Annotated in this window: 13 protein-coding genes; 9 read left to right on the top strand and 4 right to left on the bottom strand. The window is 67.7% G+C overall.

What is annotated here, in order from left to right:
- Positions 1-607: 607 nt before the first annotated feature.
- Positions 608-2,413 (top strand): zinc ribbon domain-containing protein, encoded by a 1,806-nt coding sequence (locus tag ACFWAY_RS14525; RefSeq protein ID WP_378511026.1) that lies wholly within the window; start codon positions 608-610, stop codon positions 2,411-2,413.
- Positions 2,414-2,568: 155 nt separating this feature from the next.
- Positions 2,569-3,558, top strand: a complete 990-nt coding sequence (locus ACFWAY_RS14520; protein WP_378454119.1) for an Acg family FMN-binding oxidoreductase — start codon at positions 2,569-2,571, stop codon at positions 3,556-3,558.
- A gap of 19 nt (positions 3,559-3,577) precedes the next feature.
- Here the strand turns inward: ACFWAY_RS14520 and ACFWAY_RS14515 are convergent, their stop codons facing one another.
- On the bottom strand, positions 3,578-3,859 hold the full coding sequence (locus ACFWAY_RS14515; protein WP_378454120.1) for a DUF1876 domain-containing protein: 282 nt from the start codon (positions 3,857-3,859) through the stop codon (positions 3,578-3,580).
- Positions 3,860-4,044: 185 nt separating this feature from the next.
- Here ACFWAY_RS14515 and ACFWAY_RS14510 point away from each other — a divergent pair, with 185 nt between their 5' ends.
- The 4 genes from ACFWAY_RS14510 to ACFWAY_RS14495 all read left to right on the top strand — a co-directional run bounded on the left by ACFWAY_RS14510 (position 4,045) and on the right by ACFWAY_RS14495 (position 7,508).
- On the top strand, positions 4,045-4,596 hold the full coding sequence (locus ACFWAY_RS14510; protein WP_378511025.1) for a flavodoxin family protein: 552 nt from the start codon (positions 4,045-4,047) through the stop codon (positions 4,594-4,596).
- A gap of 99 nt (positions 4,597-4,695) precedes the next feature.
- Positions 4,696-4,983, top strand: coding sequence for a hypothetical protein (locus tag ACFWAY_RS14505; protein ID WP_378454121.1), 288 nt, complete (start codon positions 4,696-4,698; stop codon positions 4,981-4,983).
- A gap of 76 nt (positions 4,984-5,059) precedes the next feature.
- A complete protein-coding gene (locus ACFWAY_RS14500; RefSeq protein WP_378454134.1) occupies positions 5,060-5,707 on the top strand; it encodes a response regulator in 648 nt (215 codons plus the stop codon).
- Between the two features lie 79 nt (positions 5,708-5,786).
- The gene (locus ACFWAY_RS14495; protein ID WP_378454122.1) at positions 5,787-7,508 is read left to right on the top strand and encodes a GAF domain-containing protein; all 1,722 of its coding nucleotides are present in this window, start codon (positions 5,787-5,789) and stop codon (positions 7,506-7,508) included.
- A gap of 27 nt (positions 7,509-7,535) precedes the next feature.
- Here the strand turns inward: ACFWAY_RS14495 and ACFWAY_RS14490 are convergent, their stop codons facing one another.
- Positions 7,536-8,075 (bottom strand): TetR/AcrR family transcriptional regulator, encoded by a 540-nt coding sequence (locus tag ACFWAY_RS14490; protein WP_378454123.1) that lies wholly within the window; start codon positions 8,073-8,075, stop codon positions 7,536-7,538.
- A gap of 282 nt (positions 8,076-8,357) precedes the next feature.
- On the opposite strand from ACFWAY_RS14490, the gene ACFWAY_RS14485 reads away from it, so the two are divergent.
- Positions 8,358-9,095, top strand: coding sequence for an alpha/beta fold hydrolase (locus ACFWAY_RS14485; RefSeq protein WP_378511015.1), 738 nt, complete (start codon positions 8,358-8,360; stop codon positions 9,093-9,095).
- Here the strand turns inward: ACFWAY_RS14485 and ACFWAY_RS14480 are convergent.
- Positions 9,071-9,817 (bottom strand): response regulator transcription factor, encoded by a 747-nt coding sequence (locus tag ACFWAY_RS14480; protein ID WP_378453094.1) that lies wholly within the window; start codon positions 9,815-9,817, stop codon positions 9,071-9,073. The two genes, ACFWAY_RS14485 and ACFWAY_RS14480, sit on opposite strands and share 25 nt — an antisense overlap.
- A 158-nt stretch (positions 9,818-9,975) precedes the next feature.
- Between ACFWAY_RS14480 and ACFWAY_RS14475 the strand changes: the two genes are divergently transcribed.
- Positions 9,976-10,824, top strand: coding sequence for an alpha/beta fold hydrolase (locus ACFWAY_RS14475; protein WP_378453095.1), 849 nt, complete (start codon positions 9,976-9,978; stop codon positions 10,822-10,824).
- Here the strand turns inward: ACFWAY_RS14475 and ACFWAY_RS14470 are convergent.
- A complete protein-coding gene (locus tag ACFWAY_RS14470) occupies positions 10,784-11,491 on the bottom strand; it encodes a hypothetical protein (RefSeq protein ID WP_378453096.1) in 708 nt (235 codons plus the stop codon). The two genes, ACFWAY_RS14475 and ACFWAY_RS14470, sit on opposite strands and share 41 nt — an antisense overlap.
- Positions 11,492-11,741: 250 nt before the next feature.
- On the opposite strand from ACFWAY_RS14470, the gene ACFWAY_RS14465 reads away from it, so the two are divergent.
- Entirely contained in the window at positions 11,742-13,223 is a 1,482-nt protein-coding gene (locus ACFWAY_RS14465) for an MFS transporter (RefSeq protein ID WP_378511014.1), read from the top strand.
- Positions 13,224-13,373 lie beyond the last annotated feature (150 nt).

The raw sequence follows: 13,373 nt of genomic DNA, 5'->3' as shown, positions 1-13,373 counted from the left end.
ACTAATTGATAGGTTCTGACATTGTCTGCCGGTGTGAATGGTGAGGCCGCGGAATGCTGGGGATGTCGGTGGTTGGGGTGTGCAGGGCGGCGGGGAGGGCCGGTGGCCTTCTCGGCGCACCGGGTGCGGGTCACCGAATCGTTGACCGCGCGGACCTCGGCTCCTATCTGGGCAGGCCCGGAGGGGAGTGTGCGGGAGCGACGGCGGAGAGGGAGGAGGCAGTGCATTTGCCGGGTGTGGGGCTCGACAGGACAACGGGGCGTCGCTGGCCAATCCGAAAAGATGGTGCGGGACAGCGCTCCTGGTGAGGTGTATCGGGGGTCGACAAGGATCGCGGTTCGGGTCGCGAGGGAGCAGCGAGCGGGCCGCGGCCGGATGCCCGACGACGCGGCCGACGGCCGGTGCACGGTGGTGCGGGTGGTGTGGCGCGGGATCGATTGGCCCGGTTCGCCGGTGGGCTGGTTCGGGCGGTGCTTGTCGGAGGTCGGCGTTACAGTCGAGCCGTACGAGACGGGGGTGCCACATTGCTGGTGGGAGGGTTAATGACGTCACGGCGGTGTCGGCATCGTTGTCCGGCCCGTTCTCTGGGCGCTGTGGTCGAAACAGAATCAACGACGGGGTCTCCACGACGCCGCGGCAGTTCGCGTTCACCACCCGCCCATACAAAGCGGTCGACGACGCGACCGGTGAGCCGATCGGCCTCGACGACGTCGACACCCGGGTGGGGTGGCTGCTCGACCTGATCACCGCGGCCGGTGCCGAGTTGATGTCGCGGCTGTGGCATCCGGCGACGTTCGACGTGCTCGCCGCCGGTCGTGACCGCCAGGACCGCAGGCTGCCCACACAGGGTCACGTCGCCGCGGCCCGCCTCGGCTGGAACCCCATCTACCCGGACGGAATCTACGTACCCTCACGGGTGACGAGGGTGGTGACGGCGCAGGTGATGGCCACCCTGCGGACCCTGGCATTCCGGGATACCGCGATCGCGGCACTGTCGGCCCGCTTCGACCCCGCCACCGGGGCCGTGGCGCCGCCGACCGGGTCGGCGGACCACGTGTCTGCGGGTTTCGCTCGGGGCGTACTGCGCCAGCTCGCAGCTCGCGCCCGCTCCGGCGGCGGAGCACAGTCGACCCGAGTGCGGATCACCGACCTGCAGGGACCGCCGCAGACGAGCGCGATGGCCCGACTCTCCGCCGCCGACCGGCAGCTCGCGCAGATCACCGTGGCAGGACGGGAGCTGGTGTTGGCGGTGAAGCTGCCCACCAGCCCCGCCCCGGCGGGGCGGGCGCAGTGGCGGCGGGTGCGGCTGACCGCCGCCATCCCCGCGCACCTGCACGGCAGGGCGGTCACCGCCTGGCATCTGCCGACCCTGGTCCTCGACCGCCGGGGTCTGTTGTGGCGGTGCGCGGCGACCGAACTCGTCCCGGCAGGCGACCCGGACTCGGCGACCGTCGCGGTCGGGGTCGATTGGTCCCCGTCCACGCTCGGTGCCGCCGCCACCGCGTCAGAGGACCCGGACGGGCTGGTGTCGGACTATCGGGGATGGACCTACGACGACCGCGGCCTCGGAATCAAGCTGGCCCGCCTGCAGGCCGAGGGGCAGCTGCTGCACGGCAAGGCTGCCCGGTTGACGCGACTGGCCGCCGCCGCCGAACCCGAGGTTCGCGCCGAGCTGGAGGAGAAGATCGCCGTCCTCGACGCCCACCGCACCGCGGTGGGTATCAAGCGGGGGAAGATCAACCGGGAACTGGCGTTCCACTTCGGCCGGCAGGTCACCGACTACGCCAACGCAGCCCAGGCGCAGGTGATCGCGGTGGAGGATCTCACCACCCTCGAGACCCGCGGACACGGGCGGGTCAACAACAATCGGGCCGCGCAGTCCGCCCGCCGCCAAGCCGTCGCGGCCCTCGCCCATACCGCCGCGGGTGTCGGTGTCGCGGTGGTCTCGGTGCCCGCCCGGGGATCGTCCGCGCTGTGTCCGGGCTGCGACGAACCACTTGCACGGCCCGGCGGCTACCACGACGCGTGGTGTCCCCGCTGCCGGGTCGGCGGCAACCGCGACCACATGGCCGGGGTGAACCTGGCCAAACGCGCTCTGCTCGGCAGAAACAACGTCACCCGCCGGCGTGGGCAGTTGCCCGCGGTCCGGGTGGCCGAACACGCGCCGGTGCGCAAGTGTCGTGGCAAGAACGCTCCGACACCGAGCAGGCCGCGGCATCGCCGGGTCCGCCGCAGCCTGCCCACCGTGACACTGCGGTTGGGGGTGACTCCGAAACAGCATGTTCCTGCATCACAAGCGTCGGTGTGGGACACGGTCCAACCCGCACCACCGCACGGTGATGCGGGTAGCCGTGACACACGTCCATCTCCCACGCCCGCCACGCAAGTGGCAGACAGTATGAGATCTACGTAGACGCTTTCAGTTGCGCAGATGAGTCCTCGAATCGTCGCCGGTGTCCGGCAGTGACCATCGGCCCTAATCTCGGGCCGCTGGACGGCGGACACTGAGGTACATGCACCGGCTATTCAGCCGGTCGGGGCGGAGCGCGATTCACCGAGGAGGCGATCGTGGACAACATCATTCCCGACGAGAACGTCGTTCGCATTGCGGTGGACCTCGCCTGCCGGGCGCCGTCGGTACACAACAGTCAGCCGTGGCAGTGGACGTACGCCGACGGGCAACTCGACCTCTACACCGAACGCGGCCGGGTCCTGGCCTCGACGGATCCCTCGGGCCGGCAATTGGTCGTGAGTTGTGGTGCGGCGTTGAATCATCTCCAGACGGCGCTGACCGCTCTCAAATGGTCTGTGGACATCCAGCGTGTCCCGGAGGGTCCTCATTCGGGGCACCTGGCGACCATTCGGTTCCGTCACGACGCCCGGCCTCAGTCGCACGACTTCGATCTGCTCGCGGCGATCCGGCACCGGCACTCCGACCGCAGGCCCTTCGGCCCGGTCAGCGTGAAGACCCCGTTGCCTCGGGCTTTGACCGACGTGGTGCGCCGCCGGGACGTCCACCTGACGGTGCTGGCTCAGGAGGCACGTCCAACGCTCGCGAAGGCGACCGAAATGACCGCGGCCGCCAGGAAATACGACTCCGCCTATCAGGCCGAGCTTCATTGGTGGGCGGGTCATTCCAACCCGCAGGGCGGGATTCCGCCGGACGCGCTCGCCACCGCGGGCAGCCGTGACCGCGTCGACATCGGGCGCCGCTTCCCCGACGGCCGGGACACCAGCGTGACCACGGAGATCGACCGCTCGACGGTCTTGGTGTTGAGCACCGACACCGACGGCCGCGGCGAGTGGCTCCGGGCCGGTGAGGCTCTGTCCGCGGTGCTCCTGGAGGCCACCGTCGGCGGCCTGTCGACGTGTCCGCTGACTCACACGACCGAACTCCGTCAGGGCAGGGAGATCATCCGCGAACTACTCCCTGATCGCGGGTTCCCGCAGGCGCTGGTCCGGGTGGGCACCACCGAGAAGACGTCTCCACCACGACAGACGCCGAGACGACCCGTCGAATCGGTGTTGTCGGTCGGCCGCCGAGGTTTCGCCCGGTGACGAGCCACGCGATGGGCGGCTATTCGGTGAGATGAACGCGGCTGCGTGTGGCTGCTTCCACGTCGGCCGCGGTGGCCTCGATCAGTTGGTGAGCGAGGTCGGACAACGCACGTGCGGTGGCCAGTTCCTCTCCGATCTCAGGGATTTCTGTGTCTTCAGGATTTCGGCGGGCGAGTCCGACGCCGACGAACGTGCGGGTGTCGCGGGTGCGGAGCCGAGCTTGCGCGCGGGTCCTGGAGCCGCCTTCCTCCGAGTCGTGTTCGTCGATGACGATCTCCACCAACCACGTCTGCTCGCTCATGTCCGGTGGCCTCCGTTCGGTGTGGGTGCGGGGCCGAGGTGAAAGGGCCTCGTCCTTCCAGTGTCCTACGATCTCTCGGCTCGGGCGTCGCAGCGTCGCCCCGTGACTTTCGACTCTTCGCAGTCGCCGCGTGCGGGAGAAGACTGACAGGAAATTCCGCACGCATGACCAATCGAGGAGTCGACATGCGAACCCTGGTGGTCTACGAGTCGATGTTCGGCAACACCCGTCACGTGGCCGACGCGATCGCCCGAGGACTCGCGTCCGCCGGCACGGTGAGCACGGTCCCGGTGACTCGGGCCGATGACGAAGACCTGTCGGGTTACGACCTGGTGGTGGTCGGCGGTCCGACGCATGTCCACGGGATGAGTCGCGCGTCGACCCGCCGCGGCGCGGTCGACACGGCGCGCACACAGGACGTGACGCTGGAACCCGACGCGGCAAGCGAAGGTGTCCGCGAATGGCTCGGTGCACTCCCCCGGACCCACGGGAAAGCGGCGGCATTCGACACCCGCGCCGATGGCCCTGTCCTGCTGACCGGCACGGCATCGAAGGGTATCGGCAGGAAGTTGCGCCGTCTCGGGTTCGAACTCGTCGCCGAGTCGGAGAGCTTCCTCGTCGACAAGGAGTCTCGCCTCGAGGAGGGTGAGGCCGTCCGTGCCGAGCGGTGGGGCCGGATGCTGGCCCAGCGGGCCGGTTCCACGCGGGCAGAGACACCCTCCGCCCTGGACGAGTGACCTTCGGCCCTGGAATTGTGCTCGCCGTTATCGCACCGTTGTGGAAGAGGCCGACGCACGACATCGGATCCACCCGTCGGCGAGGGAACGAGGAACATCATGTTCGAAGGTCATGCCACCGCATCGCCGCGCGACGATCGTCACCGCCGAGACGACGAACCCGGGGAGTTCCTGTACGTGCATCCCGCAGGGTTCGCGCTCGCGGTGGCGTCAGGAGCGGCGGCGGCCGGCCTGGTCGTCCTGCTCGGCGCCTGGCTCGCGACTCCCCTCGTCGGAGTCGGCGCTGCCGCGACCCTCGTCGCTACCGTCGGTCTGGCGGCGGCGATGTTGATGCCCCACCGGCCACGGCGTCGCGGAACCCGCCCGTTTCGTCCCGCTGCCCGCTGAGTGATCACGTTTCCGATGCTCGTCGGCGTAATCTGGGTTCCCGGGAGGGTGACGCGGCCAGGACTGGAGGGTGCCCGTGATCAGGGTCTTTCTGGTGGACGATCATGAGGTCGTCCGGCGCGGGATCGCGGATCTCCTCACCTCCGATCCCGATCTGACGGTGGTCGGTGAGGCTGCTTCCTATGCGCAGGCGATGGCACGGGTGCCGGCGTTCAAACCCGACGTCGCGGTGCTCGACGTGCGCTTACCCGACGGCAACGGAATCGAACTGTGCCGCGAATTGCACTCGCTGATGCCGGAGCTACATTGCCTCATCCTGACGTCGTTCACGGACGAGCAGGCGATGCTCGACGCGATTCTCGCCGGGGCGAGTGGATACGTCGTGAAGGACATCCGGGGCATGGAACTGGCCCAGGCGGTCCACGACGTGGGGGCCGGAAAGTCGCTCCTCGACAGCCGCGCCGCCGGCGCTCTGATCACCAAGATTCGGGCGGACGCCAGCGAGAAGGACGGAATTTTCGGGCACCTGACCAATCAGGAGCGGACATTGCTCGCCCTTCTCGGTGAGGGTTTGACCAACCGTCAGATCGCTGCGCGGATGTTCCTCGCGGAGAAGACCGTCAAGAATTACGTGTCCCGGCTGCTGACCAAGCTGGGTGTGGAGCGCAGGACTCAGGCAGCGGTGCTCGCCACGAAGATGCAGTCGAGACCGGCCGGCACCTGACGGGACCGGGTCGGGTCGGTGTGCGTGCCGGTGGTGGTTCCGGCTCCTCGCGATGTCACTACGTGGGACAATTCGTCGTGTGACTCGTCAACCGGATGAGCGCGACCGGGGTCCGTTACTCGGTAGCCTGTCCGAGCTTCGGCTCCGCGAGCTCCTGACCGAGGTGCAGGAACGCATCGCGCAGATCGTCGATGCCCGAGATCACATCGACGGGCTGCTCGAGGCGATGCTCGCGGTCACGTCGGGACTCGACCTCGACAACACGCTCCATACCATCGTCCATGCCGCGATCAACCTGGTGGATGCCCGCTACGGCGCGCTGGGAGTGCTCGCCCCGGGTGAGGGCTTGAGCGAATTCGTCTTCGAGGGCATCGACGACGAGACACGCGCGCGTATCGGCGACCTGCCCCGTGGTCGCGGGGTCCTCGGTTTCCTCATCACCAATCCGAAGGCGGTCCGGTTGGAGGACCTGTCTCATCACTCCGCGTCGGTGGGATTCCCGGCCCATCATCCGCCGATGAAAACCTTCCTGGGAGTTCCCATTCAGATCCGTGACGAGGTGTTCGGAAATCTGTATCTCACGGAGAAGGCGAACGGTGGACAGTTCACCGAGGACGACGAGGTGCTTCTCCGCGCGCTCGCGGCCGCCGCCGGGATCGCCATCGAGAACGCCCGCCTGTACGAGGAGTCCCGGACGAGGCAAGCCTGGCTCGAGGCGACCCGTGAGATTGCGACCGAACTGCTCGCGGGCAGTGAGACGGCGGAGGTGCTGCAGGTGATCGCCGACGACGCGCTTGCCCTCACCGGCGCCGACAGTGCCTTCCTCGCGGTGCCGGACGATCCCGACATCCCGTCGGACGAGGTCACCGAACTCGTGGTGACGGCATCGGCGGGGACGGTGTCGGATCGCATCATCGGCCGGGCGATCCCGGTCGACAAATCCACGTCCGGGGAGGCTTTCCGCGAGCGGACACCGCTTCGCGTCACTGCGCTGGCCTTCGATCCGGGGTTCGAGACAGGAACGCGGTTCGGTCCGGCGCTGGCGCTGCCGCTGCGCGCCGCGCAATCGGTGACAGGGGTGCTGGTGACGCTCCGTCACGTCGACGCGTCGCCGTTCACGGATGACCAGCTGGCGTTGATGTCGGGGTTCGCAGATCAGGCGGCCGTCGCGCTGCAGCTCGCCAACAGTCAACGCCGAATGCGTGAGCTCGACGTCCTGTCCGATCGCGATCGCATCGCGCGGGACCTCCACGACCACGTCATCCAGCGGCTCTTCGCGGTCGGCCTGTCACTGCAGAGCACGTTGCAGAGGGCGAAGGCTCCGATCGTCAAGCAGCGGCTCGAACAATCGATCGACGACCTGCACGACATCGTGCGGGATATCCGCACCGCCATCTTCGACCTTCACGGCGGTTCGGGTGGTATGACCCAGTTCCGGCGGCGGCTGCACGACATCGTCGCCGAGACCACCGCGGATTCCGGGCTCCGCACGACCGTGCACATGTCCGGGCCGCTGTCCGTCATCGACGCCACGCTCGCCGAACATGCCGAGGCTGTCCTGCGTGAGGCGTTGAGCAACGCGGTCCGGCACGCAGGAGCCGACACGGTCACGGTCAGCATCTCCGTCTACGACGATCTCGCCATCGAGGTCGCGGACGACGGTAAAGGGTTCGCGGAGAACGTCGTCACCAGCGGATTGGACAATCTGTCTGCCCGGGCGCGGGAAATGAACGGGCACTGCGTCGTCGACACGACCCTCGGCGGCGGAACCACGCTTCGGTGGTCCGCCCCGCTTCCGTGAAGCCGGCCGACCATCGGACGAACCGCATCAGCTCAGCGCGGCCCGGACCACCAGTTCGAACGTCGGCCGCGGTTCCGTGGTGTCGTGTCGGGCGATGCGGTGCAGAATCAGGCCTTCTGCGCAGGACATGACTGCTGTGGCGGCCGTGTGCGGGTCGCGGGCGCCCAACCGGTGGAATGCCGAGACGGCCGACGCCTCCATGGCTGCGCGCCCGCGTGCCAGCGCCTCCCGGAGAGCGGGGTCGTGGCTGGCTTCCAGGAACAGGACCAGCCGTGCGGCGGTGACGGTTCGGTTGGCGACGGTCGTGTAGTCGATCAGACGGCAGAGTGTGTCGACGAGGTCTTCTGCGGATGTCGTTGCCAGCACGCCGACTTCGGACATCTCGCGGTCCACGATCGCGTCGACGGCGCCGGTGAGCAGCGCCACCCGGGTGCGGAAGTAATTGGACGTCGTCCCCTTCGGCAGGCCGGCGCGTTCGTCGACCCGTGCGTGGGTGAGCGATCGCAGTCCCTCTGTTCCGACCAGGTCGATCGCTGCATCGAGCGCTCTCGTTCTCGTTGACGTCATACGGCTACTATAAACATAGTGACTTGATACTATGATCGTAGTAGCGTGAGGTCATGAGACACGAGGCCCGCGAGAACGACACAGTTTCCGGCCCGAACGGCGAGCCGGCCAACACCCTTCCCGCACTGGACGGTGTCCGGCACCGCTACCTCCGACTCCCCGGCCTCCGCATGCACGTGGTCGAGGCAGGTCACGGCGAACCGGTCGTGCTACTCCACGGCTTCCCCCAGAACTGGTGGGAGTGGCGCGGGGTCCTCCCGGGGCTGGCCGCGCACTACCGGGGTGATCTGCCCGGATCTGCGCGGCGCCGGCTGGACCGACGCTCCACCCACGGGATACACCCGCGAGCAGCTGCTCGCGGACGTCGTGGCGCTACTGGACGCACTCGAACTCGACCGGGTCAGCCTGATCGCGCACGACTGGGGCGCACTGCTCGGATACGAGCTGTGTCTGAGCGCGCCCCACCGTGTCCGGAAGTACGTGAGCCTCGGTGTCCCCCACCCGTTCATCCGGCTCGATCCACGGCTGCTGCTGACGATCGCACGGCACGGCTGGTTCGAGCCCGTGATCGCCGCACCGTTCCTCGGTCCACGCCTCCTCGGCCGGGGACGTCAACGGCTGACCCACCACCTATTGCGGGGTTTCACCACGAACCGGAACACCTGGTCGGAGCACGACATCGAGCTCTTCGCCGGACAGCTGCGCGAACCGGCCCGCGCCGACGCGGCGTCCGTCCTCTACCGCTGCTTCATCATGCGTCAGGCCGCGCGGATCATGACCGGCGCGTACAGGCGCAGCCGGCTCGGCACCCCCACCCGGGTGCTCATCGGCGCCGAGGACCCCATGATGCGCCCGGAATTCCTCGGCGGATTCGAGGAGCACACCGACGACTTCGGTGTCGAGTTCGTCGACGGCGCCTCACACTTCCTCGTCGACGAAAGGCCGGATGTCGTGCTCGAACGCGCGCTCGAATTCTTCGCGCCGCCGGGTCGGTGTCACGAGGCGGCGACGGGCACCTGACGGACGGGATCGATACTCCCCGGACGTTCGACCTCGCCGAGTGCGAATCCGACGCCGCGCACGGTGTGGACGACGTACGGCGATCCGACGGCCACCAGCTTCCGCCGCAGGGAGCAGACGTAGGCGTTGAGGACGTTCGTCTTCGATTCGACCGTCACACCCCACACCATGAGCATGAGGTCGCGGCGGGTGACGACTCGGTCGACATTCTGCGCGAGCACGGTGAAGAGGACGAATTCCGTCCTGGTCAGTGTGGTGCGCAGCCCGTCGTGGTCGGGTTCGTGAGGCTCCTCGCACAGGCAGACGTCCTGTGCGCCGGCGGCCGCCCGGGCCGGCACCTCGGGTTTCACCCGCCGGAGGATCGCGCGGAGCCGTGCGACGAGCTCGTCCGCCCCGACCGGCATCTCCATCACGTCGTCGGCGCCGGCCTCGAGGAGGTCGCTGCGACGGTTGCCGGAACGGAAGGTGCCGATCACCACGATGGCGAGCGCGAATCGCATCGCTTTCAAGGCCCGCACCGTGGTGTCGGCGTCGAGGTGTGGTGATCGCGCGTCGACGATCACCACGTCGGGAGGTTCGATCCGCGACCGCACCGGTTCCGCATAGGTTCTCGTGACGAAGAAGCCCGCATCCCGAAGGCGATCGACGAGGGATCTCTCCACGTCGGCGTCGATCAGCAGGAGACGCGGACGAGCGATGACCGGGCTCGACACAGAATTCATGCGGGTTCCTCCTGTTTTCGAGCCTCGCGTTGGTGTGCCAGCTAGATCAACCGGGTGCTGAGATCAAGTTCCCACGCCGCAGTCGATGACGATATCGAGCGAAACTCCCCTATCGTTACCGAGGAGACCACTACACCACCCGATCGGGAGGTCGTTGTATGTCCCAACTCCAGCACCTCGCACTGCACGGGGACGCAGTCGCATACCGGATGAGCGGTGAGGGCGAGACACTGCTGCTCGTCCACGGGATGGCGGGAAGTTCCGCGACGTGGCGTGCGGTTCTCCCCCAGTTGGTGCAGCGGTACCGGGTCCTGGCGCCGGACCTGCCCGGCCACGGTGATTCCGCCAAGCCTCGCGGCGACTACTCGCTGGGCGCGTTCGCGGCGTGGCTACGCGACCTACTGCAAGAACTGGACATCGAACGGGTGACCGTGATCGGTCAATCGCTCGGCGGAGGGGTGGCGATGCAGTTCAGCTATCAGCATCCCGAACTGTGCGGCCGACTGGTCCTCATCGGCAGCGGCGGACTCGGACCGGACGTGAACTGGACCCTGCGGTTGCTGGCGGCGCCGGGGTCCGAGTTCCTCCTGCCGTTGGTGGCGCCCGCCGCGGTTCGTGACGTCGGCAACAAGGTCCGTGGCTGGCTGGCGGCGGTCGGGGTCCACTCGGTGCGCGGCGACGAGATGTGGAACGCCTACTCGTCACTGTCCGATTCGGACACCCGGCAGGCGTTTCTGCGGACGCTCCGCGCGGTTGTCGACCATCGGGGGCAGGCGGTGAGCGCGCTGAGCCGCCTGTACCTGAACGAGGGTCTCCCGACGCAACTGATCTGGGGCGATTCCGACGGCATCATCCCGGTCGCGCACGGATATGCGGCGCACGAGGCGATCCCCGGGAGCCGACTCGCCGTCCTCGACGGTGTCGGGCACTATCCCCACCTCGAGGATCCCGCCGCGGTGGTCGACATCATCGACGACTTCGTCTCCACGACGCCGGCGCGAGCCTGAGCGATCGGTCGGCGTCGGCGCCCACGCGGCGTCCGGTGACGAGGATGTAGACGCTGATCAGCAGCACCCACGCCGGGAACGCCAACGTCGACCACAGGCTGAAGTCGACGATCACCAGCAGAGCCAGGGCCAGCAGATACGTGGTCACGACGAGCCATCGTGGCATCAGGCCGGTCCGCAGCCAGATCGTCCCCAGCGAGATCATGAACACCGCGGCCATACGCAGCGCGTAGACATGGTTGATCTGCAGCATGATCTCGCGGCCGAAGTAGACGATCTCGTTCGCGGAGCTGCCCGAGTGGCGGGCAATGGCGAGTACGCCGCCCGCCACCCCCATCGAGACGAAACCCATCGCGAGAAACAGCAATCCGCTGCCGAGGAACACTGTCGCGAAGAATCGGTCCTCGAGTTCGCCGAGACGGTCGCGGATGACGCCGATGAACCAGAGGAAGGCGATCCCCGCGAACGGAGCAAGTATGAGGGCCGTCTTGATCCGCGTCTCGCCGCTCCCCACCCAGGGGGTCTCGTCGAACGGGTCCGCCGGCAGCGCGGTCCGCAAAAGAACGAGGCTGGTTGCGAATAGCACGGCGAAGACGATCCCCGCGACGGCCGCCGAGCGTGGCGTTCTCAGCCGGCGGACCTCCTTCGCGCGCTGCGTTTCGGCCATGAGTCAATCCTCGCTCGAGCAGCGATCGGGATTCACCGATTCGGGTCAACCGGCGAAACACTCGCCGGTCGGTTTCCCGCTGGGCGGAACGCTGCATGGCGTGCCGCATCCCCGAGAACTGTGATGTCAATTACACATTCACGAGACTTCGACCACCGAATGTGACCACCCACCCCTACCGCCCGGCTCGGGCCCGCCGCAGTGCCGCGGCGCCGCCACGAGTTCCCGTGCAGGTATTCGAAAGGACCCGATGATGGTCACCCACGCGACTACCGAGCGATGGACGCCCCGCCTGATCTTCTCGCTCGCCTCGATCGTGTTGCTGCTGGAGATGCTCGCGGTCAGCTACATGATGATCTCGATCGCGTTGCCGCAGATCGTCACCCACTACCAGACGACGCAGGGCGCGTGGTTGCTCACGTCGTTCCTACTGGTGGGAGCGATCACCTGCCCGCTGATCGGCAAACTCGCCGACACGCACGGCAAACGCAAGCTCCTCCTGACGGCCGTGGGCCTGTCGGCGGTCGGGTGGCTGATCTCGGCGATCGCACCGACGTACGCGGTGCTGATCGCCGGCCGCGCCCTGACCGGTCTGCTAGTGCCGTGCCTGTTCCTGAGTTATTCGCTCATCCGCGACGTCTTTCCCACCCGGACGGTGGCGTTGGCGGTCAGCATCGCCACGAGCGGTATGGGGCTCATCGCGATCCCCGCACCGTTCTTCACCGGCTGGCTGATCGATAATTTCGGCTTCCGGAGCATCTTCTGGTTCTTCCTGGCCGGTCTGGTGGTCCTCAGTGTCCTGATCCGGGCGACGACCGGCGAATCGTCCGTGCGTCTGCGTTCCCGCATCGACCTGATCGGTGCGGCGCTCCTCGGCGCCGGACTCGCCGGCATCCTCGTCGGTGTGAGCTTCGGGCCCTCCTGGGGCTGGACGTCGGGGTCGACGATCGGATTCATCGCCGGCGGTGCCGCCCTGCTGGTGGCGTGGATCGTGTCCGCCCGCCTGCTCGCGGACCCGCTGATCGACATCCGGTTCTTCAGTAAGCGGCCGGTGTTTCTGACGGCGCTCGGCGCGGGATTCTGCTACGGCACGTCCGCGGTGTTCACGATCATGCTCCCGATGATGTGCATGACCCCGGCGATCCTGGGGCTCGGCTACGGATTCGGCATCAGCGCAGAGGGATTCGCCATCTTCCAGGCACCGCTGGGTGGCGCGGTGGTGATCGGCGGACTGATCGTCGGAACCCTGGTGCCCCGCAGCGTCCGCCCGCGGATCCTGATGATCGTGGGCATGCTCGTGATGGCCTCCGCCTGCCTGCTCACGGCGATGATCCACGACGACAAGGCACTCCTGATCGGCTTCGCCGCACTCCTCGGTGTGGGGATGGGCATGGGGTACGCCTCCATCCCGAACCTGCTCATCGCCGCGGTGCCGCCGCAGTTGCAGGCGACGACGGCGAGCATGGTGGCGGTGTTCCAGAGCATCCTGCCCGCCATCCTTCCGGTGATCGCCTTCTCCGTGTTGAACTCGCACATCGCGACCGTCATGCAAGGTGCGGTCTTCTACACGGACACCGGCATCACGATCGCGTTCGTGATCGGCGCTATCTCGGCACTGCTGGGCGCGGTCGTGGCCCTCGCGTTGCCCCGCCGGATTTCGCAGCTGAGCGCACCCGGTGTGGGGTCCGCGGTCGCGGCCGACACGGACGGGGCCGTCGTCCTCGCCCACTGAGCCGCCGATCGCACACCGTCGTGGGCGGGGCGCGCAAAGGGGGCGGGGGCGGCCCCCCCACCCGCCCCCCCCCCCGCAAACCCCACGCTATGAAAAAAAAAACAACCCCCCCGAAAAAACATGGTGGGGGATTGCGGGTTGGGGGGGTGA

It is taken from the genome of Rhodococcus sp. NPDC059968 (genome assembly GCF_042738615.1).
In the GTDB taxonomy this organism is placed as follows: Bacteria; Actinomycetota; Actinomycetes; order Mycobacteriales; family Mycobacteriaceae; genus Rhodococcus_F.
This window is presented reverse-complemented; position numbering and strand designations above follow the sequence as displayed.